Source organism: Pantoea trifolii, assembly GCF_024506435.1.
Taxonomy (GTDB): Bacteria; Pseudomonadota; Gammaproteobacteria; order Enterobacterales; family Enterobacteriaceae; genus Pantoea; species Pantoea trifolii.
Map to the genome: position 1 here is coordinate 598,253 of NZ_JANIET010000002.1, position 23,340 is coordinate 621,592.

The 23,340-nt window shown below is 48.5% G+C and carries 23 protein-coding genes and 3 pseudogenes; 3 read left to right on the forward strand and 23 right to left on the reverse strand.

The window, feature by feature from the left end; all coding sequences use genetic code 11:
• Nucleotides 1-16 precede the first annotated feature (16 nt).
• The 5 genes from NQH49_RS22195 to NQH49_RS22215 form a co-directional block, all read right to left on the reverse strand.
• On the reverse strand, nt 17-592 hold the full coding sequence (locus tag NQH49_RS22195) for a TetR/AcrR family transcriptional regulator (protein WP_256698885.1): 576 nt from the start codon (nt 590-592) through the stop codon (nt 17-19).
• Nucleotides 589-1,182 carry an NAD(P)H-dependent oxidoreductase gene (locus tag NQH49_RS22200; protein WP_256698886.1) on the reverse strand — a complete coding sequence of 198 codons (594 nt, stop codon included), beginning with the start codon at nt 1,180-1,182 and terminating at the stop codon, nt 589-591. The genes NQH49_RS22195 and NQH49_RS22200 overlap by 4 nt, the downstream gene beginning before the upstream one ends.
• 135 nt (nt 1,183-1,317) lie before the next feature.
• On the reverse strand, nt 1,318-5,883 hold the full coding sequence (locus NQH49_RS22205; protein WP_256698888.1) for an autotransporter outer membrane beta-barrel domain-containing protein: 4,566 nt from the start codon (nt 5,881-5,883) through the stop codon (nt 1,318-1,320).
• Between the two features lie 302 nt (nt 5,884-6,185).
• Complete coding sequence (locus NQH49_RS22210; RefSeq protein WP_256698889.1) at nt 6,186-7,586, reverse strand: YfcC family protein; 1,401 nt, start codon at nt 7,584-7,586, stop codon at nt 6,186-6,188.
• On the reverse strand, nt 7,573-8,715 hold the full coding sequence (locus NQH49_RS22215; RefSeq protein WP_256698890.1) for a M20 family metallopeptidase: 1,143 nt from the start codon (nt 8,713-8,715) through the stop codon (nt 7,573-7,575). The genes NQH49_RS22210 and NQH49_RS22215 overlap by 14 nt, the downstream gene beginning before the upstream one ends.
• Nucleotides 8,716-8,826: 111 nt before the next feature.
• Here NQH49_RS22215 and NQH49_RS22220 point away from each other — a divergent pair, with 111 nt between their 5' ends.
• Complete coding sequence (locus NQH49_RS22220) at nt 8,827-9,747, forward strand: LysR family transcriptional regulator (RefSeq protein WP_256698891.1); 921 nt, start codon at nt 8,827-8,829, stop codon at nt 9,745-9,747.
• 265 nt (nt 9,748-10,012) lie between these two features.
• On the opposite strand, the gene NQH49_RS22225 is transcribed toward NQH49_RS22220, so the two are convergent.
• The 7 genes and pseudogenes from NQH49_RS22225 to NQH49_RS23550 all read right to left on the reverse strand — a co-directional run bounded on the left by NQH49_RS22225 (nt 10,013) and on the right by NQH49_RS23550 (nt 13,036).
• Entirely contained in the window at nt 10,013-10,399 is a 387-nt protein-coding gene (locus tag NQH49_RS22225) for a contact-dependent growth inhibition system immunity protein (RefSeq protein WP_256698892.1), read from the reverse strand.
• A pseudogene (locus tag NQH49_RS22230) lies at nt 10,396-10,635 on the reverse strand (hypothetical protein); the annotation flags it as partial. The gene NQH49_RS22225 and the pseudogene NQH49_RS22230, both read right to left, overlap by 4 nt.
• Before the next feature lie 203 nt (nt 10,636-10,838).
• Nucleotides 10,839-11,222 carry a hypothetical protein gene (locus tag NQH49_RS22235; RefSeq protein ID WP_256698895.1) on the reverse strand — a complete coding sequence of 128 codons (384 nt, stop codon included), beginning with the start codon at nt 11,220-11,222 and terminating at the stop codon, nt 10,839-10,841.
• Nucleotides 11,223-11,531 (reverse strand): hypothetical protein, encoded by a 309-nt coding sequence (locus NQH49_RS22240; protein ID WP_256698896.1) that lies wholly within the window; start codon nt 11,529-11,531, stop codon nt 11,223-11,225. It abuts the gene before it with no gap.
• A 150-nt stretch (nt 11,532-11,681) separates the two neighbouring features.
• Entirely contained in the window at nt 11,682-12,143 is a 462-nt protein-coding gene (locus NQH49_RS22245) for a GNAT family N-acetyltransferase (protein ID WP_256698898.1), read from the reverse strand.
• 381 nt (nt 12,144-12,524) lie between these two features.
• Nucleotides 12,525-12,875, reverse strand: a complete 351-nt coding sequence (locus NQH49_RS22250; RefSeq protein WP_154156727.1) for a hypothetical protein — start codon at nt 12,873-12,875, stop codon at nt 12,525-12,527.
• Between the two features lie 2 nt (nt 12,876-12,877).
• Complete coding sequence (locus NQH49_RS23550; RefSeq protein ID WP_372340048.1) at nt 12,878-13,036, reverse strand: hypothetical protein; 159 nt, start codon at nt 13,034-13,036, stop codon at nt 12,878-12,880.
• A 9-nt stretch (nt 13,037-13,045) separates the two neighbouring features.
• Between NQH49_RS23550 and NQH49_RS22255 the strand changes: the two genes are divergently transcribed.
• Nucleotides 13,046-13,399: a site-specific integrase gene (locus NQH49_RS22255; protein ID WP_256698899.1), complete on the forward strand. Its 354-nt coding sequence runs from the start codon at nt 13,046-13,048 to the stop codon at nt 13,397-13,399.
• 126 nt (nt 13,400-13,525) lie between these two features.
• On the opposite strand, the gene NQH49_RS22260 is transcribed toward NQH49_RS22255, so the two are convergent.
• The 8 genes and pseudogenes from NQH49_RS22260 to NQH49_RS22295 all read right to left on the reverse strand — a co-directional run.
• Nucleotides 13,526-13,900, reverse strand: a complete 375-nt coding sequence (locus tag NQH49_RS22260; protein WP_256698900.1) for a hypothetical protein — start codon at nt 13,898-13,900, stop codon at nt 13,526-13,528.
• 119 nt (nt 13,901-14,019) lie between these two features.
• A complete protein-coding gene (locus tag NQH49_RS22265; RefSeq protein WP_256698901.1) occupies nt 14,020-14,418 on the reverse strand; it encodes a hypothetical protein in 399 nt (132 codons plus the stop codon).
• Nucleotides 14,419-14,950: 532 nt separating this feature from the next.
• The gene (locus tag NQH49_RS22270) at nt 14,951-15,412 is read right to left on the reverse strand and encodes a DUF6392 family protein (RefSeq protein ID WP_256698903.1); all 462 of its coding nucleotides are present in this window, start codon (nt 15,410-15,412) and stop codon (nt 14,951-14,953) included.
• Nucleotides 15,409-15,726: a hypothetical protein gene (locus NQH49_RS22275; RefSeq protein ID WP_256698905.1), complete on the reverse strand. Its 318-nt coding sequence runs from the start codon at nt 15,724-15,726 to the stop codon at nt 15,409-15,411. The genes NQH49_RS22270 and NQH49_RS22275 overlap by 4 nt, the downstream gene beginning before the upstream one ends.
• A gap of 58 nt (nt 15,727-15,784) precedes the next feature.
• Complete coding sequence (locus NQH49_RS22280) at nt 15,785-16,165, reverse strand: Imm63 family immunity protein (protein ID WP_256698906.1); 381 nt, start codon at nt 16,163-16,165, stop codon at nt 15,785-15,787.
• 92 nt (nt 16,166-16,257) lie between these two features.
• Nucleotides 16,258-16,461, reverse strand: coding sequence for a DUF4926 domain-containing protein (locus tag NQH49_RS22285; RefSeq protein ID WP_256698907.1), 204 nt, complete (start codon nt 16,459-16,461; stop codon nt 16,258-16,260).
• Between the two features lie 326 nt (nt 16,462-16,787).
• Entirely contained in the window at nt 16,788-17,072 is a 285-nt protein-coding gene (locus NQH49_RS22290) for a hypothetical protein (RefSeq protein ID WP_256698908.1), read from the reverse strand.
• Between the two features lie 561 nt (nt 17,073-17,633).
• A pseudogene (locus tag NQH49_RS22295) lies at nt 17,634-21,461 on the reverse strand (hemagglutinin repeat-containing protein); the annotation flags it as partial.
• Here NQH49_RS22295 and NQH49_RS22300 point away from each other — a divergent pair.
• Nucleotides 21,452-22,051 (forward strand): annotated as a pseudogene (locus NQH49_RS22300) (tyrosine-type recombinase/integrase); the annotation flags it as partial. The pseudogenes NQH49_RS22295 and NQH49_RS22300 overlap by 10 nt on opposite strands.
• Before the next feature lie 127 nt (nt 22,052-22,178).
• Here NQH49_RS22300 and NQH49_RS22305 read toward each other — a convergent pair.
• The 3 genes from NQH49_RS22305 to NQH49_RS22315 all read right to left on the reverse strand — a co-directional run bounded on the left by NQH49_RS22305 (nt 22,179) and on the right by NQH49_RS22315 (nt 23,340).
• Nucleotides 22,179-22,553 (reverse strand): hypothetical protein, encoded by a 375-nt coding sequence (locus NQH49_RS22305; protein ID WP_256698900.1) that lies wholly within the window; start codon nt 22,551-22,553, stop codon nt 22,179-22,181.
• 119 nt (nt 22,554-22,672) lie between these two features.
• Nucleotides 22,673-23,077: a hypothetical protein gene (locus NQH49_RS22310; protein WP_256698909.1), complete on the reverse strand. Its 405-nt coding sequence runs from the start codon at nt 23,075-23,077 to the stop codon at nt 22,673-22,675.
• Nucleotides 23,078-23,103: 26 nt separating this feature from the next.
• Nucleotides 23,104-23,340, reverse strand: a complete 237-nt coding sequence (locus NQH49_RS22315) for a hypothetical protein (RefSeq protein WP_256698910.1) — start codon at nt 23,338-23,340, stop codon at nt 23,104-23,106.

Genomic DNA, 23,340 nt, shown 5'->3' on the forward strand with positions numbered 1-23,340 from the left:
TGTTGCTCCTGTTCGGTTACTGGTGACGCTCCACCAGCGCCAGAATCAGCGCCTGAAGTTCCGCTAATCCTTGCTGCTGGCTGATATCGCCACCTACCACCGCATTAGAAATCGCATCGGCAGCGCCTAACATTCCCCACATGCTGGCTTGCGGCAACGTTGCCTCGGCAAACCAGCCACGGAATTTTTCAATAAAATCGAGCTGGTACTTGCGCTTCACTTCCGCCAGCTCCGGCGAGCTATCAAGTGCTGACAGCACATCGGGGATTTCACGTCCCTGCGTCAACACGCAATCAACGTAACTCGACGCCACCACGTTAGCGCGCTCAACAAGGCTGGCACCGGCAGCATTCATTGCCGCCTCGATAATCGCGTTCTGACGCAGGTCGAAATCTTCATACAGCGCCGCGAGCAATCCGTGACGCGTACCAAAGTGATCGTAGACCACCGGTTTACTGACGCCCGCCTCTTCCGCCACGCGTCCTAACGTCAGCGCATCGCTGCCCTGCTCGCGCACCAGATTCCACGCCGCGCTGATCAGCTGCTGACGACGTGCCTGATGCGACAGGCGCTGGCGAGTGGGTTGCTTCATGCCGATTCCTTCACGTGAAAAAGTCGCTGCCCAAGTTGGTGGGCCAGCGTGTAATGCGCGTCGGGATAATGTTCATCGGTTGGCAGCAGCAATTCGCTGGTCACCACCGGCGCGCCGCAGTAGCCAAAAATTCCCTCATCGATCAGCGTGCGCATGCTGCTGAAATAGCCGCGACGCACATAGGTGCGCTGGCTTGCCGCGCCCAGCGCCAGCAAATGCACCTGCAAATGGCCGAGCTTTTTCACCACGGTTTGGCCATCATCATCGTACGCCCAACCTTGAGTGAAAACGCGATCGATCCAGCCTTTCAGCTGCGCCGGGAACGACCACCAATAGATGGGATAAACCAGCACCAGCGCATCCGCACGGTCCAGCCGCTGCTGTTCAGCCACAACGTCGGCAGGCGACGGCGCGACACTTTTGAACTGATCAACATCGGCCTGATTGAAGCGCGGATCAAACTGCTCCGCCGCCAGATCGGCAATTTCATAGCTGTGGCCACTCGCAGCAATACCATGCGCTACCTGCGAAACAAGGTGATGAGTATAGGAGTTGGGATCTGGATGAGCAGTAACAATCAGAGCATGCATAGCGACAACCTCCGTCATGAATAATCTACTAATAGTAACTTACCATTGGTAGGTTGTCAACTTTACCGCGCTCGCATCACGTGAAAAAAGCCTGCCGTCAACTAAACCGGCAGGCTTGTGAGGGTAACCGTTTTATCAAAACACCCAGCGTACGCCCGCGTTGTAATTCCAGCCTTGCACGCCGTTGCCGTCGATCTCTTTGCGATAATTGGCTTCGGCATACAGCGAGACATTATTGGTGAAAGCCGCATTGCCGCCGATGCCGGCATCCCACATCTGGCCGAACTTGCCGCTGTTGAAACTTTCGCTGACGTCGCTGTTGCTGGCACCGACATTCACTTTCGCTGTGCCGCCCCAGCCGCGATAGTAGTTAGTGCGCAGATACGGCGTATATTGCCCGCTGCCGCTGTCCTGCCAGGTACGCGCCAGACGCGCGCCGACGCGGCCAATGGTTTGGTCATAATCGTCGTAAGAGACTTTGGTTTGATCGTCGTCGGTGAAGTCATCCATCTTCAAATGCAGATGCAGCAGTTGCGCTTGCGGCTCAAGACGAATGCCGTTAGCCAGTTGGAACGGATAACCACTCTCCAGCGATGCGGTCCAGCCTTTGCCTTTCAACTTCGCCACCTCTTTCTGTCGAGCGATATCGGTGTCGCCACGATGCCAATCGAGTGAAAACGCGCCATCCAGATAGAAGCCACTTGCGCGCTGCCAGGTGCCGTAAATCGCCAGGCTGTCGCTGTCGAAATCGGTTGAACTGTAACCATCAGCGGCATTCGGTCGGATGCGTGCATTGCCGCGCGTGTAAGCCAGGCCGCCGCGCAGGCTGTCTTGCTCGCCGTCCAACCGCAGCAGATTGCCGCCGAACTGCACCGCGCTGTAATCGAGGTCAAAGTCGTAACCGTAATGCGCCGTATCAAGGTTAGTTTTGTACTTCTGGTTGGAGCCGGAATAACGGATGAACATTTCCGCTGATCTGTCTGGATTCTGCCGCAATTCGCCCAGCCGTTGATGCAAATCACCCATGGTTGCCAGGGTGTAATAAGCCAATCCGACCGGCGCCGAAATGTACGAAGGAAGCTGTGGAATCAGCGCTGGGCGCACCGCACCGCTGGCTGCTGTCTGCGGCTGGCAAACGGAACCCTCTTCACAAACGTAGTTATTGGCCAGACGATAATCCCAGGTTGTATTGCCATTCTCGGGAGCAAAGCTGTAAAGCCCGTATTGCCACGGCCCTGCGGCGACATAACCCCGTTGCAGCGCAAAGCTATTGGCGCGGGCGCTACCAGCAACCTGTACCAGAGAAACGCCTTCATTGGCGGAGATCACGCCATCTCGATTGCTATCCGCCAGCGTGGCAGCACTCAGCGCATCATTGATAAAGGTCGTGCCGGTAACGTTGCCGTTAACGCGTAACGTGTCGCTTTGCGCGCCCTGCGTACGCAATGCCAGCTTGCCATCCGCCGACGCCAAATCGCCGTTGATGGTCAAGGTGTTGCTCGCCGCGCCGCCGCCGTTGGTGAGATCCAACGTACCGGCGTTATTCACCACCAGCGAATCATCGGTTTCGCCCGACAACACCGGATTGACCTGATCGCCAACCAACAGCGTTGAGCCGCTATCCACGTTGATGGTGCTGTGCGCCAGCTTGAGATTGTCGGTAAGGGTAAATTGCGTGTTGTAGAAGTTGATGGTGCTCCAACCCGCACCGAGGTTGACGCCGCGCGCCAGATCATCGTTGTTGAACGAACCTCCGCGCGCGTTGATCTCGCTAAAGTTCAGCGTGCTGCCGGTGCCGCCTGCGGTGGTAATGTGGCGGGTGTTTGCCAGGCTGACGTTAGCAATCGTCGCCACATTGTTAGCACCGGTTCCCATCGTCACGCTGCCGTCAATGGTTCCGCCGGTGAGTTCGACCACGTCGGTGCCGTTGCCGGTGTTCACATCGCCCACCACGTTGCCATCGACCAATGCAATCTGATCATTCGTAGCGCCACCCGCGACCACTACCGTTTCCGGGTAAGGGGCGGTGACGTTGCCTTCATTGATAAATACGGAGTTGCCGCCACGCAGATCGATAATTGGCGACACCAGGCTGAGCGAAACGATGGTGCCACGGTTGATCACCTCGCTGGCGGTGCTGGTGACAATCGCCGAACCGCCATCGGAACTGTTAACGATGATGTTACCGTTGGCGATCACCCGCCCGGTGGTGTTGGCGCGCACGCCGGTTGCCGGGCCATAGACAAAGAAGCTGTAACCCTGCGGAATAACTAAATCGTTGCTGGTGGTGGAACCATCTTCTTTGCTGAACACATAGCCCGTTGCGCCTGCGCCACTCACCGTACCCAGCATATAACCGTTGGGATCGAATGAGGTCGCGGAGCGAATTAACGTGCCGCCATCGGTGTTCATCCCGACATCTTGCAGCGAAATATTGCTGGTTTCCGCGCGGTTGTTCAGCACAGTGCCGCCGCCGGAGTTGTAAAGTCCGATGTTACTGGCGGTTAACGACGCTGCGCCTTTATCCAGCAAGATAGTGTCTGCACCCGTATTGGCGTTGATGGTACTGTAGTAAAAATTCGGCCCGGCAGTATCGCCATTTATCGTCAGCCCGCCGTTATTGCCAACGCGCACCGCGGCGATGCCGCCCGCACTCAATCCGCTGTGATCGGTCCAATAAACGGTATTACCTTCAGCGGTATCCAGCGCGACGCCCGACGCTATGTTGGTGCTGGATCCATCAAAGATATTTCCGCCGCCGCGAATACGCACGCCGATGCTGTTAGGGCCGGTGAGATTGATGGTACCGCGCGGTGTTGACTGATAGATCACGCCGTCGCGGATATCAAAGGCAGTGGCGTTGGTTCCGTTGCCGGTGATCGGCGCCACGTTGGCGAAGAATCCGCCTTGCCCGGTGCCCGCAATGGTATTGTTGCCGTTCAGCTCAATCGGGTTGGTGATGGTCACATCTGCACCCTCCGAGCTCTGAACCGCAATCGCCCCTTCGCCATTAACGTGATAGCTGTCGGTGCCGTACAAGGTGGTGCCGTAAAGTCGTGAACCGGCACCTGACGCGACAATGCCGCGAGTGTTGGCACCGCTCAACGTCACATCGGCAGCCACCACCGGATTGAAGATCACGCCGTCACTCAGGCGATACAGCGCCGAACCTGGCGTGGAGACATCATAACTGCCGCCGTTGCTATCGATGTGCGCATAGTTGGTGGCTTGATAACCGGTTTGATTCGGCGCATAGAAATGCAGTGAACTGGCATCACTGATGGTTAATCTGGCGTCATCGCGAACATCAACGCCAATCGCGTTTTCGCCATACAGATTGATTCTGCCGTTCTGAGCAAAATTGGCCTGGCTGCCAGAAACGGCAACGCCCGTCGCGCCCTTGCCTTTAACATTAATGGTGCCGTTATTCTCACCGCTGGCATCCTCAAGCCGGATGCCGGTGCTGTTAATCGCGGCATTGATCACGCCATTATTGGTGAAGCGGCTGCCACCGCTGGCATACACGCCGGTGCCGCCCGCGCCAACCGTCGAGGCATCAACGCCGCTGCCATCGGCATTATTGAAAAAGCCGCTGTTGATGACGCCGTTGTTAATGCCGTTGCTGCCGTTTAACAGTTCCAGTGCGTTGCTGCCAACGCTGGCCAGTTTGCCGTCAATCACCGCCGTCGCGCCATTGCTGGCACGCATCGCCGCGCTGTTGGCGTTTACCACCTCCAGAATGCCGCTGCTGCCAATGGTTGCCCTGGCATTGGGGCCATCGGCGCTTAACACAATGCGTTCGCCAATCGGCTGCGTCACTTCGTCGTAGTATTCGTCGGCATCGATCACATAGGCGATGACATCGCTGCGTAAGGAGAGCGCTTTATTGAACTCGCTGCTGTAGCTATCGGCGGCCAGGTTGCCGTTTTGCAATTGCTCAATCAGCCAATTGTTGTAGCTCTGCAAACTGCTGACGTTGGACACGTTGAATGAAGTGGTGGCGTTATCCAGCGTGGTGACGCTAAACGCGCCGCGCCACGAGACCACATTGTCGAACCATTGCCCCAGTTGATAGGTATAGGGCGTGTAGGAACCAAAAAAGGAGATGCGATTAGCGGAGTTCCAGTTCATGGTGCCGCTGCCGCTGGCAGTAAACAATTCGCTCTGTTTTGCCGCCATCGACCAGCCGTTGGTGCTGGCGGTGGTTGCTGCGCCCTTTTGCCCGATATCAACATTGATGGTGCCATTGCTGACCTGCGCCACGCGCGCGTTAATATATTGCCCATTATTAACGTTATAAAAATTCGGCAAGGTCGTAGTTTCAATGGCACTAATCGCCGCAGAATTATATACCTGCACGCTATTACTGCCGCTGCCATAAGCGTCCGGCACGTTAATCACATCATTCTGCGCGCCCAGATCGACGCGACCTGAATCTTGCCAGGAATACGAAATTATTCTGCCGCTGCTGAGCAATTGTCCGATGGATATTGTGCCACCGCCGTCCTGACCGGGCGCAAACCGCTGATTGCCACTTAATGTTTGGGTCGAGCCATTACAAATACAAAATACCCCGGCGCGGTTGTCATTTAATTCCGGCGTAAAAGGCTGAAGCGTCGCCGCCCAAACTGGCGAAGCCGGATTAAATACCCCGTAAGCGGCAATAAGGCTAATAAACAGCGGATGCAATCGAAACATCATCGTTCACTCCAGAGAAGCGTGCAACGCTGCCGCGATGCGTAAAGACATCGCCAGCAATGGGTTTGGCCACTATTAATTTGTGTAATTGAACGTAAGGGAATTCTGCGACGCGGCAATATCATCACTTTACGCGAGAGAGTTCCAGCGCGACTTAAGCCAAATAGCGATGATTAGATAACTTTAAGAAAAGGCCGGGGATTGAATACAATTATTCGTGGGACTAAAATAGCGGAAAGGATGTTGATCGTGTTAACAACAATATAAAAATAAGAAGCCACCATTAAGTGACTTCTTACGATTTATTAGAATGGTCCCCAGTTGATCGCCACACCAATTAATAAGGTGACGACACAAATGGCAAACCAAATCGCCACCACCGGCGCAACGAATTTAATCCATTTGCCGAAAGAGATATTGGCGGTGGCCAAGGCGGCCATTAACACCCCAGACGTTGGGCTGATGGAGTTGACGATACCTTCACCCAGCAACACCGTTTGCACCGTCACCTGACGGGTTAAACCGAGGTTATCGCCGAGCGGCGAGAAGATCGGGATCAGCAAAGCGGATTCACCGGAACCGGATGAAATACCGAAATGCATCAACGCCGCGCTGATGAACATGCCCACCGCCGCAATGGCGGGATGAACCGGCGCCAGTAAATCAGACAGGAAGCCAACAATCGGATCAAGAATATTGCCCTGTTGCAGCACCACGGAAATCGCGCCAGCCATACCTACAATGAAGCCGCCTTTGACCAATTGCGAGCAACCCGTAAGGAAGGTGTTAGCAATGGCAGAACCCGACATGCGACCCATCATGCCGACCATAATCGACAGAATAATAAACATCGCCGACATTTCATTGGTGGCCCAATGCAATTGCACCGTGCCAATCATAAATACAATCAGCGTTGCGGCGCAGGTCATCAGAATCAGTTTATGTCGACCGGTAATCGCCAGTGAGTCGTCATATTGCGCAGTTTGTTCTATTCGCACTTCACCATTATTCCGCGCGCGTTTCACCGAGATAATCAAATAGGTCATCACCGTTAACACGAACAATAAACAGGTAATACCGCGCAACAACATGCCGGAAAACAGCGGTAACTGCGCCAGATGTTGGGTTAATCCGGTGGTGGCTGGACCTAATACCGCAACGTTAAAACCCGCCGCGCAGGTTAAATACACCAGCGCCATACCAATCATTGGCGATAAACCCAACGATCGCGCCACCAGTAAACCGATCGGCACAAACGCTACTACCGAGTTTTGCACCACGCCAGTGGTGCCGAGAATGGCGAATATCACACCAAAAATAATGATAATACGCGTATCGCTAATTTTGGTACTGCGCGACAGAGAATTAAGCGCCGTAGCAATAGCACCCGTCGATTCGATCACCGCTAATAACCCGCCGGTAAACAGAATCAGGAAAATGATCGGCGCGGCTTTGATGACACCTTGCACAATCGCCATAAAGATTTCGCCGGGATAAACGCCCGAACGCGCAACTTCATGCAAGCTTCCCTTGATGGCGAAAGTAATGCCATTGCGGGTTTCATGATCAAACTTCCCCGCCGGAATAATCCAGGTCGCCACTGCCGCCAGCACCAAAATAATAAACAGCAGCAGATAAGGACTTTGCTCGGTTTTCGCTGCTGGCGGTTGGCGCAGCGTATTTTTCTCCACATTAACCTGAGACATGCGCATCACCTCCGAGGATCAAACCCGCCACCAGCGCCGCGCGCGGAGCAATATCGGCAATGATGATATGTTCATGGCGCGCATGAATACCTGCGCCGGTTGCGCCTAAACCATCTAAAGTTGGAATGCCCAACGCGGCAGTGAAATTGCCGTCGCTGCCACCGCCAACCGCCTTGCCTTCCACCTCGAAACCAAGCTGTAAGGCAACCTGCTGCGCACGCTCCATCAGCAGCAACGATTCCGGTGTTTGACGCATCGGCGGACGTGATTGTGCGCCGCTAATGTTCAACGTAATGCCGGCTAAATGTGGTGTGATCTGGCTGATCTCGGCGTGAATGCGCTCGGCTTCTGCTTCGCTGGTAACGCGCGTATCAATGCCTAACACCGCTTTATCCGCCACCACATTGATGCGGTTGCCGCCACGCGCAATTCCCACATTGACGGTGGTGCCGCGCTCCGGCGCGTTTAAACTGTGCAAGAACATGATCTGATGCGCCATTTCTTGTACCGCGCTGATGCCCTCTTCGGGATTGTTCCCGGCGTGCGCCGCTAATCCGTTGAGGGTGATTTCATATTGTCCGGTACCTTTGCGCGCTGTTTTCAGTGCGCCCGATCCCGCTACCGCAGGCTCAACCACCAGCACTTGCGCCGATCCCAAAGCGTGCTGCGATAACCAGGCGCTGGAGCTTGGGCTTCCCACTTCCTCATCGCTGCCGCAGAGAAACACGATGCGTTTGCCTGCCAGTAAATCGTGCTGTTGCAACGCGCGAACCGCCCAGATGGCTTGCACCAGACCGGCCTTCATATCCAGCACGCCAGGACCGTAAAGCTTGCCCTCTTCTTCACGCATCACCAACTCGCCTTCATCCCAGACGGTATCGAAATGCCCGAGTAACACGGTTTGCTCGTCACCGCTTCCCAGCGTGAACTTCAAGTGATTGCCGTAGTGCGGCTGCTCATCAATCTCTGCTACCACGCCCAAACGTTTGGCAAACAGCGCTTGTAAAACTTCGCCACAACGATCCACGGCGGCTTTGTTCATTGATGGTGATTCCGCTGCGACCAATTCCCTGATATCCAAAAGAATTTCATCGGCATGTTGTTGCAGGTAATTTTTTATAGTTTTCATTTGTACTGCCCTCGCATAGTGAATCTTCGAGTATGGAGATAAAAATGCGCTTAAAAAATGGAGATAAAAGGCTATTATTGTTGACCTGAGATCAACAGATAGGAAAAACCTATGGCGATGCTGCTCTATCCCGAAAAATCCATAAGGTATCTGTATGAAGTGGGCAATTACGGCGGTATTCGTCGGGCGGCGGAAGCCTTAGATGTTGATCCCGCCGCCATCAGCCGTCAGTTATCGCAACTGGCGCGGGAGATGCAGTTGCCGCTGTTAGAGCGACGTGGCCGCAATGTGGTACTGACCGAAGCCGGCAAGTTATTGGCTGAAGATTACGCGCACACCCATCAGCGCCGCAGCCAGTTGGATCGCCAGTTAAAAGATCTGCGCCATAAACGCGGCGGCTCGATCAAATTGCGCGTCGGTCAAGGCATGGTGGATGAAGTCGTCAGGCATGTATTGCAGCCATTTTCGCGAACTTATCCCGACGTGTTTATCGATATCCTGTCGGGCGATATGCAAACCACCGTGTCGTTGATTGCCAAAGGCGACGTTGATATGGCGGTGGGTTTTGGCCCGATTGGCCCTCCCGGCCTGAAGTGTTTGAGTTTTCACCGCGGACCAATCTGTGCGGTAGTGCACAACCAACACCCCATCGCGCATTTCCTGCAAATTGAAGTGGCCGAACTGGTTAATTATTCGTTGATTGGTATGGACAAAAATTTTGGCATTCAAAGTTATATGAATGCCATGTTCAGTCAGGAAGGATTTATATTCAGCCCGGCTTACAGTTGTAATCTGTTTTCCAGCGCCATCGCCTTGAGCCAGGCCGGCATGGGCATCGCGTTTATGACCGCCAAAGTGGTTGAAGACGACCTCATCGCTAAGAACTTAGTCGCCGTGCCGATTCAGCATCGCATCGCCCGCGAAAGCCAATGCCACTTATTACGCAGCGCCGATCACCGCTTCACGCCCGCCGCGCAGCATTTATGGCAATTGCTGGTGGCGTTTTTTGAAGGTACGGCGGGAGCGGTTTAGTCGCTGCTTATTTGATTACAAATCTAATAATGGCTTGCGGTGCTTTGAACCAGGCATGATGTTCCTGAACGAACATTTTAGATTCTTGAGTAAAGAAATCCAAATAATCAGAAATAAACACATCAATAACGAGTTGATCATTTGGGAGCCTGTAATTTAAATTGTGTAATTGCCTGTTTTTGATATGTTCCCGGCATCACGGAGACGGGCAATTACACAGAATTATTTGCAGACTCGTAAAAACATCGATAAGGGCGGGATTATTTTATACACCTGTCTGATTTATCTTTAAAATATCATTCTTTAGATCATCGTTTATATCCTGAGGATCTAGTCCGTTTATAAGATGCTTTATTTTGATAAACGTCTCTTTATGATCCTGCAACTCATTCCCTTTTATTGTCGCCAGCGCTGCTATCAGTTCGCCATCATAAAAATCACCAGTCAGGGGATCTTCCTTCAGAACAGCTAATATTCCTGGCATCAGCTGATCAACACATATCTTTTGTCGCACAGCACGGCAGAGATCCCCTACTGCCATGCCTTCGACCGGGACATCAAGAACACTCTCGAACCATGCCTCAAGAGAAGACTGATGTCCTGGATCTTTCGTTGTATTAATATTTCCCACCAATTTGCGGAAGGTAATCATATTCCATACCCTTTCAGCGCTGATTCAATTTTGTTGATGGCATCAGTTGCCCTGCCATATGCAGCTTGTGCCTCTGGATTATTTACGTTTTTCAGCCCTTCAGCATGATTTCTTAGTCCCCTAAGAATATTTTGTATTTCCTGCATATGATCCCAATAACCTCCGCTTTCTTTAGGTACAGGATTTCCATCCATGTCCTTAAGCGTGCCGGATATAACATGATCTTTCGGAGTATTCAGACTCAGCAGCGCGTCGGTGATAGGGTGGGTCAGTTGTAGAGTCTGCCCAATCATCGTCTTACTCGTCTATTCCCCGGCGCTATTGGTATAATACTGTTACAGTGGTGCGAAATGGGCCTGTTTAGGGATTAAAGGTAGTCAGCCTGGCCAAAGCTGGGGTTACTAATTTCAGCTGTAATAGCTTAGAGCTGATCTAATCGTCACCACCATTTAGGATAATCATTAAACGCTGCATACATTGCAGATTTCGCATCGTCCGTTAATCGTTCTCTGCCTTTTGATACTGTGATATACCCATGCAGATCTTCTTTAGCATATGAACATTCAAGCCATCCTAAAATTGGATTAACAATCAACTCAAAACATCCATTCATATCTTTAAGATGGGCTATATCATCATTCAATAATTTGTCGACAAATTCATCAAAGCATTGACATTCAAGCCATACATGGGAGCTGACACTCAAGCTATAATTATATTTATCTACTTGAATCGCCAAGTTAAACTTCAATGATGGAATATGTTCATCAAGTTCTATTACGTCCAATGTGATAATGATCGGACTTTTTATTTCGATATCCATTTAATTTGCCCCTAGATAACGAGCATGAATGACTGTTGGCAACTCACCAGCAGCGCGCGGAGGTTTGATTTCCAGTTGCCAACCATCGACTGTTATACGCCCATATGACATACCGTTCTTTGTCGCGGTATCTAATGCAGCTTGAAAACTGCGAAGTTCTGTCTGGCTGGCAAGCCTTACCGCCTCTGGCGTATAAGTTTCGGCTTTAGATGCCGCATATTCTGCCATGTGTTCTGTAGCATTGCCATGTACCCACACTTTTTGACCGTTAGGGTGGATCGCTTTTGCACCGTTGGTGACAGTGGCCACCAGCAGCAATTCCTTGTCCCACCTGAGAGACGATGTGGTGCGTGTGTAAATGTTGGTCCGGATGAGCAGTAACGATCAGAGCACGCATAGCGACAACCTCCGTAATCGTTATACGACTAGTGGCAACTTACCATTATTAGGCTGTCAAACTCACAGCGTTTTAGCAAAACAGATCGATTCGTTTCTGCCGATGTAAGGTTCGTAGTTCTGGATTTGCGCGTAGCCGGAACGGTAATAAAACGCCACGGCACGGCTATTGATAACGCGGGTCGATAGCCGAATTTCGCGGTATCCCATACTTTTGGCCCGCGTTTCCAGATACTCCAATAGCGCTGCGCCAACGCCCGGCACACTACGATCGGAGTACATGCGTTTTACTTCGGCGGTATTGTTCCCAAGCGACCGCAACGCCCCGCAACCCACGGCATTGCCGGCTTCATTTCTGGCTAGCACCCACAAACAACACTCATTGTTGAGTTCCTGGGCGTTGAAATGACTTTTGCCGTTGTCGCCGGTTATGAAGGCGAGTTCGGCTGATAACTTCTCTACCAGTAATTGGGACTCTGCAGAGTGGGGAGCGGATTGCTGGATTTTGATGTTCCTGTTAGTCATCTTGATTAAAACCTCCAGGGCGGTGAATTTTTTACACTGATTGGGAAACGTTGGGCGATCGATGTTTATCCAATTCGTCGCGCCTGTCTTCTCTGTAACAAACCGTGCCAGTTATATAACGATATGATGCACAATCGTCCAGTTGGTGGTGCGCGACGGCTCAAAACGGGAGGAAAATACTTTTTCGTCTGCCGATAAAATGAAGGCTAACCCGTCATTAGTTATGCCACAAAGTGTCATTTTAAACGTCCTGTTCACGAAAATGGTTTTCTGGATACAACCTATTCGGAGTTTATCCCGGTGATAGCTGCGCCGCAGTTAATAATACTTAACTAACTGGTTAAAAAGGTAACATCAAGGATTCGGCCGAAATTCTACATTTTAATCAGGTTGATAGCGCTCATCCTGCATCATTAGAGGCAGAATTTCTGTATTCCAGATGTCTTGTTGATATAGCTGAACTTCATTGGGTTCTTTTCGAGCAAAAAGACATTGTCTAATAGTTTTTACTGCCATATTGAACTCTTCTTTACTTAACTCACTAAAACTTATCTGATCTAAGGGCAAAAACATCATTATCTTTTCATGTATGTCAGGATGACACTCCTGTAATGCATCGTCGAACAATGCTTCTAAAGCATTCGAAGCTGTTCTGTTAAGCCCTACTGTTAGCCCTCTTTCACCATAGTTGTTGTTATATGGCTTGCATCCTATATCGAAAAAAGAGCCCATGATTACCTCATAATAATTAATTTATCTTGTTGATTTTTTGGCAACGTTTTTATGTAGTCCATAAACACTTTCTGGTTAGACGATGTTAATACACTAAAATCTACAGGAACTATGTCTGCTTTTCCTAAGTGATCGAGGATTTGCTTTTGAGCTGTTAGAATTCAGGGTTGATGGTCGAATCGGATGCATTTATTTTCGGTCCCGTTTATCAAACAAATTGCGCGACAGCCGTATCGCTAAAGCCTTTGTCTACCCGCGCGCTGGAGGACATTTTTGCCCGAGCATGGCGTGAAGTGGGCCCCGGTCATGACGCACTGCCGAATAAAAATCGCTATCGTGGATGCTCGGGGCACAGCACTCGCGTAGGCGCCGCAGTCGATATGGCCACAAAAAAATACAGTACCGCGCAGATTATGCAGGAGGGTACCAGGAAGAAGCCAGAGACGGTAATGCGATATATCAGGCATGTTGATGCTCATGCCGGCGCCATGGTCGACTTCATGGATAAATACGCTCAAAGCTAAAAGCTTTAGTGCTGAATTCTTTAGCACTACACGTCTTAACCGCGAAGCGCGTAGTCATCCTGCCTTACATAGTGAAGTCCACTCCTCAAGATCCATATCAATCTAAGGAGGAGTTTATGTTACTAATTACTGGCCAAAATTTTTCCATGCTAATGCATGTTTCTTCGACTCAACCTGAAGGTAATACTCAATCTCTTTCCAAACAGATTCATTTGCATCAGACGCTGTGACTAATGCCTCAACAAGTCCCGTAGCAACTGCTATTGCTAGCTCCTCATTATCAGAAGTCATACCCAATTCAATGTGCTGGAAAAGAGATAGTTTCTCATTTTCATTAAAAAAACTTAAATGTTTAACAATTGATTTACCAACTAATGAAAACAACAAGATCGGAGCTGGTGCGTCTGGCATCCAATACTCAAGGCATTTCTTGACGTCATTCTTTAAAAACTCATTTCTATCGATCACAAAACTTATGAACTCATCAGTTTTCTTTTTCATGGTCAACAGTCTTCAAAAAGATGAATCCTTAATGAATTTCGAGAATTTCATTTTTAGTTGTTTATCTGCAATTTTTAATTTTAAATCCTTTATTTTCAATTTCTTACTGGTTATCCAGTTTAAAGGTCTTCAGTCATTGCTTTATAACTTGGATCCACGATTGATATTACTTCTACTATCTCTGTGCTTGTGACAATAAGATAGTGGTTTAGCTTCTCATCATTATGAATTTCGAAGCTTTGTTCGTTAAACCAACGTAGATAACCAGAGTCATTCAAGGTGTATATTCCTAAAGTTAATTTACCACACAAATCATTTTGTAACTTAAGTAAATCCCCTTCATCCGTCAATCGGAAGGAATAGATCCAATCAAATGATATTTTTACATCATCTGTTCCTCCGTCTTCGCTTGGTGAAAGTTGTATCTCCAAGATTCCTCCGGAATATCCTATAGACACAAGGAACCTATTCTTAAGATCTATGCCTTCCAACGTGACTTGATTCAAGTTCTCACTCATTTTCATACCACTTAGCAATATTAATTAACACGACTATTCATCTGGTCCTTTTTAGTCTTAATCATACTCGGTCAGCTCCCTAAGTAACTACCACATTCACAGCCTTCAAGATAGCTGCGCGTCAGCAGCCGGGCGCTGCGCCGAATAACGGCAGTTTGAAAGGGACAGACCGGCGCACTGAACCTCACAACGCATACAAGCGTCTGTGAGAGGCTCTTTTAAAGATTTGTGTACCTATCGTTTCTTTCTGATCAACGAATCATACTCACCAAAATCAGGGAATCCATCATAATTTCCGGTCAAATCTACGGTTGTTTGACTCTCTTCCAATTATAGGGATTAAACTGTTCCTCTCTTATTACAGCACTACTATTTTAGCTTCTACCATTTCGCCTTGAGTTTTAGTAGATGTTGTATTTTCGTAAAATATCAAGCGCCCTTTTAATCGCCACAATGGGGGCAGCCCTAACCCTACGCCACAGCTGGCTATCAACGGGCACTTGCTGGAGCCGATGGGCTTTACCATTGGACACTATAAATTAATAATCGTAACCCTTGATAAAAAGCCATTTTTATTAAACTGAAAGTTAATTGATTGCTCGCTATTTTTGTATTTAATCCATTTATTCACGTAGCCAATCAACAGATCTAATTTACCTCCTCCGGATGCATCAGGTAAACCGAAAAACTCCATCACATTTTTTTCGACAGATGATTTATTAAGGTTGTGACATAACTCGTAATCAAAGGCTGAATAGCCTTCATCATTTTCAAGATAAAAATGAATGTGATTTAGCTTTTCATTTCTAAATCCTGCCTCGGCTCCAGATTTTAAAAATTTATAGTATTTTTCCTTACCAATAGATTCATTATATTCAACAGGGTCAGATGTCAATACTGTACTTTCACCCAGCAACTTACAAAATGCTAAAAATTCGGAAGATTTTTCCCCATTATTGATTGCTGAAATACCAGCATCCCACACACTTATCATTTTATAACCCCTGACTGACGGTTTCTCTTAATAATTTGTTTAATAGCGTCATCAACTTGCTTTGAATTATAGCCACATTCAACCATATTGTTCTTCAGGGCATCAGTATCATGACAGACTGCTCCACATAAATCTAAAGCATCTTGCTCAACTTGAGCTGCTGTGTTTTTCCCGCCATATGTAGGCCCAGCTCTGTGAACATCTTGGAGTACTTCCACAGCCGTCGCATTTTGATACAAATTCTTTGATTCTGCATCAGTCAAAGGACGTCCATTTGGCAAGAGCCCACCGCTTTGCAGGCCATGTTCTGGCATTCAGCGATTTCTTTATCCTTCTGAGCCTGTTGTTTCTGGCTCAGAGAGCTATTCTCAACTAAATTGGAGGTAACTCTTTTTTAGCCATTTCAGCCCAAAGTGGGTTTATTTTTCCTAGGTATTTTAGCAGTTTGGGGAAAATTATTTTCCTGCAATCTTCATGCTCATCAACTCGATGTAATAATTCATACTCCACGGCCATTTGATGAACTACGGGATAGATAATCCAGTAAAACAACTCATCTAAATCCTTGGTAGATTTTCTTGAGAATTCAAAGCCTCTCTCCGAATAAATATATTCATAGCGATCCTCAGATATGTGAAGGTATGGCTTTCCGTAATCTGAAGGCTTTGTCAGAATAATCAATGAATTATGAGAAGCGTTGACTTTAGAACCTAACCGGAAAACTTCATTCTGGATTACTCTTATATCTTCCATTTACTTAATCTCCTTCAGATCGCCCAAGTATCATATAATGATATTTAACTAATACCTACATCGCCATATCTACCCGCCATCTTCCGACGAAATTATTCGAACTGATCTAATGTTAGTGCGAGTTGCGCTACTGTTCTTCCTTCGCCCTCGCAAAATTCAACTTCATAAGCCTCGTATGGTTGACTATAAGTATCTATTATTGTTCCTTTCATACCATTTTTTAGGTTATTTTCCGGCATGTCAATGATTAGAGTGATAATGTCAAATTTCGCATGTATCAACTCATTTAATAACATAAATAAAACCCAGCTCTTAGATAATAATCACTTTCCTTTTAAAAACTTATTATCTTCGTACATACGATCAAAATATGAAACGACCACTACATTCAGGCCTGAATCTACATCGTCTTGACTAAATAATTCTTTTTTCATCACCGCCATTCTTGATAATGGAAAATGTATTTATTGCTAATAATATAATAAAGAGGTGATTAAGCACCACAATTAATTATCTTCAAGCCCGTAGTTACCAGTCTAGATCATTAATGATGATTGCAACTTTTTACTTTTGGGCCTTTCTTTAAACACTAAAACTCGGTTAATTTGGCCTGCACCTCATGTCAGGCAGGGTATTTCTCTGACAGATACCTTAATAATACGGCTACATTTTTCAAATTATGACCAATCAGAAGATCTTTATTGCTCATCTGAACAAGAATATCGTAATCTTCCTCTAACTGACCAATATCAAGTTCTGTTGGTAAGGTATAAGGGTCATAGATTTTCTCACTAGGAATACTCCAGTAAAAATCAGCATCTACTTTAAAACTATCAACACCTCGACTCCTCAAGTCTGAGAAAATTCTAGTTATTGCTTTTTCAATTACATCCAAATTAACTTCCATAATTTACTCCTTACCATTTTTAATTTCACTTATGTTCTTATGGAACGTTTTTATCTCCTGCTCAAGATGACGAATACGACCATCAATAATACTTTACCTCACTTGTTCATTTGGTGCGTTCTTAAGGTAACCTTTGTTATCGAAAGAGTCTGGGTTATTTTTGTATGCTTCAAGCTTATCTTCATGAATACGAATTTGTTCTTCAAGTGATTTAATCGATCTCTGATCTGAAGCATTTAGATTTTTATCGCGGCCCTGTTGTTCATCCTCTGGTTCCCATCCACCAGGAGTTCCAGATCCCACGCCGCCATATTCATTCTTCTCAGCATCTGTCAGATTAGCGCCAGCTCTCGGGCCATCAGCCTCTTCTGAATCATCTGTCGAGCAGGCTCGGCCAAATGAGCACGCTGTTGTCTTATCCAGCAAGTCAGTCACATTATTAAGCCCTTCCTTGAGCCCTGAAGCAATATTCTTATCCGCAATCTGTTTCACTTTGTCACCAGGCCCTACGGGTGCCCCAGGGACGGGGACTGGGACTGGAGCAGGAATAGGCCCAAACATATTGTTCTCCACCGCATTCTTCCCGGCACCCGCTCCAGCTCCAATCCCCATGGACGAATCCGCCGCAATACCGCCCGCAAGGCCTGCAGCAAGCTGGCTCAGGCTACTGACAATTTGCTTCTGATTTTCTGTCAGGCTGCTGATGTCGGTGTCCGGATACATTACTTTCACAATCGCGCGCGCTGTCAGCTCACCACCTGCTGCACCTGCCGCACCCGCTGCTGCACTGCTGCCGGACATCTGAGCCAGCACGGCACCCGCTACGGCGTGCGCCATGGTGTTTGCTACCAGATTAGTCTTTTCTGTGCCGTCAGCGTTGTATGATGTGGTGGCTTTCTTTATAGCATTAGCAATATATGGTGCCATCGCGCCGCTGGCTGCCGCGCCCATGTTGTTGGCACTTAAGCCGCCAAGCGCACCCGCGACTGCACTGGCCACCATCGAATAAGTTCCACCAGTACCCCACTTATCCGCCACGTCCTTATATCCAGAATCGTTTCGAACCAATGTGTTGAAATCTTCATTAGATAAGCTGGCGTATTCAGGATGTTCCTTCAGGAGGCGGTCTGAGGTCTCTTTTGCAGCTTCATCCAGCTTGTAGGCTTTGACATCACTGACAACCTTGCCCGCCAGTTCCTGTACGCCTTGTGCAAAAGCCATCTGGTTTTCGACTTTTTCCTTATCGAAAATCTTACCAATACTGCCGTTCGCGTTATCGGTATCGCGGCTCAGATCCGCTACATCCTGCTTCTGGTTCCGTTCATCTCGAACCGTAATGGTGCCAGCTGAGATCGCAGATTGTGTTGTGCCGGATGCACTTCCATTCAAATTCACTACTGCTGGCAGCGCGGAGCCTGCAAATTGCTCTCCCGGTTTATTGTTGCTGTTATATCCTCCACTGATACCCATTGCCGCACTGCTGGCGCTGTAAGAAGCATGATTATCTATGCTTCCCCAGCCCAGTGTGCCGGTAGACAGGTGATTGTCTGCCGCTTGGGCGGTTGAGGCGATTACAGCACCATTTAGCTGTGTATGATTGCCAACGTAAATGTCATAGCCACCGTCACCCGCAAACAAACCGCTCTGATCCCCGACGCTTGCGTATTCACTCTTAACTTTGCTCTTGCTAATACTCAGCCCAGCCGAGCCAGTCATACTGCCAAAGGTGAAACTGAAACCACCGCTGGCGCTCTGCTGCTTACTTTGGTAGTTGTCGATATCCTGCAGGCTGGTCAGTGTGAGGTTGTTACCTGCATCAACGGTGATACGGTTACCCAGCGCCTGGGCTCCGGAGAGTAGCGTATTGTTCCCACTGCTCAACGTCAGATTATCTTTCGCGTTGACGCGGCTATTAACGTAAGACGTTGTGTTGCCATTCTCCGAGCCGCTGGCCATGAACCCGCTGGCCTGCACTCCAATACCGGTTTCCTGACCAATAGCAATATGTACGCCCGCACTCCAGCCAGATGACTTATTGCTACTCTTCTGATCGCTATTGTTGCTGGCGGCGATCAGGTTGAGGTCATGCGCTGCGGCAAGAGTGACGTTACCTCCAGTGATACCGCTGCCGGTCAAATTCAGGTCACCACTGGCACCGTTTGCACCCGTGGCAACCACAGTGACATTACCACCGCCGTTAAGCGAACTGCCGCTAATCGTATTGGCGTTGTATTCTGAAGAAGACTTGCTTTTGCTGGCACCGACGCTCAGCTCAATCTTAATGCCGGCATTATTTAAATCACCCTTAGCTAGGGCTGCCGCAGACTGTCCTGCCGCTCCTGACATTGCCCAGCCACTCTCCAGCATTTTTACCGCGTTAAGCGCTTTAAGACGTTCGTCTCCTGCCTGTCCGGCCTCTTTAGCCTGTGACCCCAAACTCAGTAACGCGTCAGTAATCGGGCTGGTTAGCCTTAAGGTCAGACCACTTTGTTTCTGCTCAAAGCTCTGACGGCGCGTTAACGTGTCGTTGCCCGGATCGATAGTGACCGAGCCGCCGACCAGGCTTATGTCCTGCTTAGCAATCACATCCGATCCCGCTACGTGCGCGTCCTGACCCGCAACCAGCGTAACGTTGCCACCCGTGCTGCCAACGGTACTGGCGCTCTGACTTTCTGTCGTACCGTCCTGCTTAAGCTGCTGTTTCGAGGATGCGCTGCCAAAAGTGACCCCAATTCCGCCACCGCTGAACATGCCGCTCTTCTTGGTTTCACTCAGCCGATAGCTGCTTTGTGTATCGGTTGCCGCTGCAATAGTGAGATCGTTGCCAGCTTTAAGACCAACATTGTTTTCACCGACAACGGTGGAGCCTTTTAGGGTCAGATCATTACCTGCGACGATTGAAATCTGGTCGCCATTTATCTGAGAAGCTTTTCCAGTGGTTGAGCTGTCTTCGCTGATGGTGTGAGTCGTTTTCTTGCTGAACAGGCCTTTTTTTGTTTTAGTTTCTTCCTTGTAGGCATAATCACTTTCCGTCGCCGTGGTGATATTTACGTCGTGGCCGGCCTGTAATCCAATATCTTTGTTTGCGGTGATGCTTGCGGCCTGAGTGGTGATGTCATTTCCGGCAAGCATCGTCGTGCTGCCGCCACTGACAATTTCAGTGCCCTGCTGGCGCACGGTTTCGTTGATAACCGTTTTTTTACTGCCTCGTTCACTGTCTCCGGAGCGGCTCTCAACTGCATTCAGATTGATATCACGCCCCGCCTGCAGACCAATATCGCCTTCGGCTGCCAGCGCTGCCGCCTGGCTGGTGATATCCTGCCCGGCTTTTAACGTCAGGTTGCCGCCGCTGGAAACGGTCGTGCGCTCGGCACCGGAGCTATGCGTTTCCTTGTTACCTGTTTTACGGCTTTCGCTGGTTTCGATGCTGTTGAGACTGAGGTCGTGCCAGGCATTGAGCAGCAAATCGCCACCTGAGTTCAGTGAGGCACCGGTGATGTTGATATCGTTGCCGGACTTCAGGCTGAGCGCATCCAGCGACGTAATCGCCGCCGTCTGGCCAAGCAGTGTTTTGCTTGCCTGCACTGGCCCGTTGCCGCCGATCGTCCACTGTGAACTTGCGGTGGTGTTGTTGATGTCACCGTTGACGCTTTCCAGTGCCACCTTTTTACCGCTGATTGTCGAGCTGACGTTGTTAATGCTATTCAGCGCAGTGAGATTCAGCTCGCCTCCGGCTTTAATCAGACCGGCTTTAAGGTTGTCGATATTGTTCTGGCTGTCGGCGTTGACAGCGTTCTGCGCCACAATGCTGCTGGCGCTGTTGGTGATGTTACCGCCAGAAAGCGTCACGTTGTTCCCGGCAATCACGCTGCCGTTGTTCATCGCCGCATCTTTTTCGGACAGGTACACTTTCGGCACCATCACCGTCTGACCATTCACCGAGGTGGCTTCCCACCAGATGATGCTCTTATCCAGCGAAGCAACCTGATCCGCAGTAAGCGATACGCCAAACTGCAGGCCTAAAGCCTGCTGTGACGCGGCGGCGTTATCCATCAGATAACGCATCTGGTCCAGATCGGAGCCCACGCCGTTCAGATAGCGGCTGCCGGTCTGGTTAAGAACGGTGTTGCTGACGTAACGCGTATCAAATGCCGCATCGCCTAGGAAGCGGTAATCGTTGTCAGGCTTGAGGTTCAGCCTGTCCAGCAGATAGGACGAGCCGAGGAAAGTGTTCACGTCGGTATACTGCTGACGGCTTTCCTGTGGTGCGCTGCCAGGCTGTTTACCCAGCAACTGATTGAGATCGCCAAACAGGCTGGCGTCCAGCTGCCCCAGACCGTTTAATTTCGGGTTAACGGTGATGAGATAGGGACTGCTGCTGGTCAGGCTACAACAAGATGCAGCAGCGCCGCGATTTGGCATTTCTGCATATGGCATATGCCACGTTGCTGCGTGTCAGCGAACTTGGACGTCTGCGCGTGCGGGATCTCTCTCGCGCACAAGATGGCCGAATCATTCTTGATGTGGCCTGGACCAAAACGATTGTGATGACCGGTGGCCTGATAAAAGCGCTGGGCGATCTGTCTTCGCAAAGACTTACGGAGTGGCTAAATAAATCAGGGCTGATTCACAAACCGGATGCATTTATCTTCGGTCCTGTTCACCGTACTAATTGCGCGACAGCCGTATCGCTAAAGCCTTTGTCTACCCGCGCGCTGGAGGACATTTTTGCCCGAGCATGGCGTGAAGCGGGCCCCGGTCATGACGCGCTGCCGAATAAAAATCGCTATCGTGGATGGTCGGGGCACAGCACTCGCGTGGGAGCAGCTATCGATATGGCCTCGAAAAAATACAGCACTGCGCAGATTATGCAGGAGGGTACATGGAAGAAGCCAGAGACGGTAATGCGATATATCAGACATGTTGATGCTCATTCCGGCGCCATGGTCGACTTCATGGATAATTACGCTCAAAGTTAAAAGCTTTAGTGCTGAATTCTTTTAGCACTACACGTCTTAACCGCGAAGCGCGTAGTCATCCTGCCTTATATGATGATGTCCACTCCTTGAGATCCATATCAATCTATGGAGGAGTTTATATCACTAATTACTGGCCAAAATTTTTCCATGCTAATGCATGTTTCTTCGACTCGACCTGAAGGTAATACTCAATCTCTTTCCAAACAGATTCATTTGCATCAGACGCTGTGACTAATGCCTCAACAAGTCCCGTAGCAACTGCTATTGCTAGCTCCTCATTATCAGAAGTCATACCCAATTCAATGTGCTGGAAAAGAGATAGTTTCTCATTTTCATTAAAAAAACTTAAATGTTTAACAATTGATTTACCAACTAATGAAAACAACAAGATCGGAGCTGGTGCGTCTGGCATCCAATACTCAAGGCATTTCTTGACGTCATTCTTTAAAAACTCATTTCTATCGATCACAAAACTTATGAACTCATCAGTTTTCTTTTTCATGGTCAACAGTCTTCAAAAAGATGAATCCTTGATGAATTTCGAGAATTTCATTTTTAGTTGTTTATCTGCAATTTTTAATTTTAAATCCTTTATTTTCAATTTCTTACTGGTTATCCAGTTTAAAGGTCTTCAGTCATTGCTTTATAACTTGGATCCACGATTGATATTACTTCTACTATCTCTGTGCTTGTAACAATAAGATAGTGGTTTAGCTTCTCATCATTATGAATTTCGAAGCTTTGTTCGTTAAACCAACGTAGATAACCAGAGTCATTCAAGGTGTATATTCCTAAAGTTAATTTACCACACAAATCATTTTGTAACTTAAGTAAATCCCCTTCATCTGTCAATCGGAAGGAATAGATCCAATCAAATGATATTTTTACATCATCTGTTCCTCCGTCTTCGCTTGGTGAAAGTTGTATCTCCAAGATTCCTCCGGAATATCCTATAGACACAAGGAACCTATTCTTAAGATCTATGCCTTCCAACGTGACTTGATTCAAATTTTCATTCATTTTCATATCATTATGTCATTTTTTATAACATGTTAAGTTATCAGGTCATCTTTAGTTTTAATCATCAGAGCTACAAACTCGTCTAAAGGGAATTTGACTGGTTCTTCCTCATGTATGATTCTACTATCATGAAAAAATTCAACTTCAAGATTTTTTGGTCCTTTATCTTGATTAATTTGACAAAGAATTTGTCCTGCATACGAAATTTCTGCAGTGAGTTTCTCGTATTTAGAATCACTAAAAAAAACAACTTCAAAATAATTATTCAT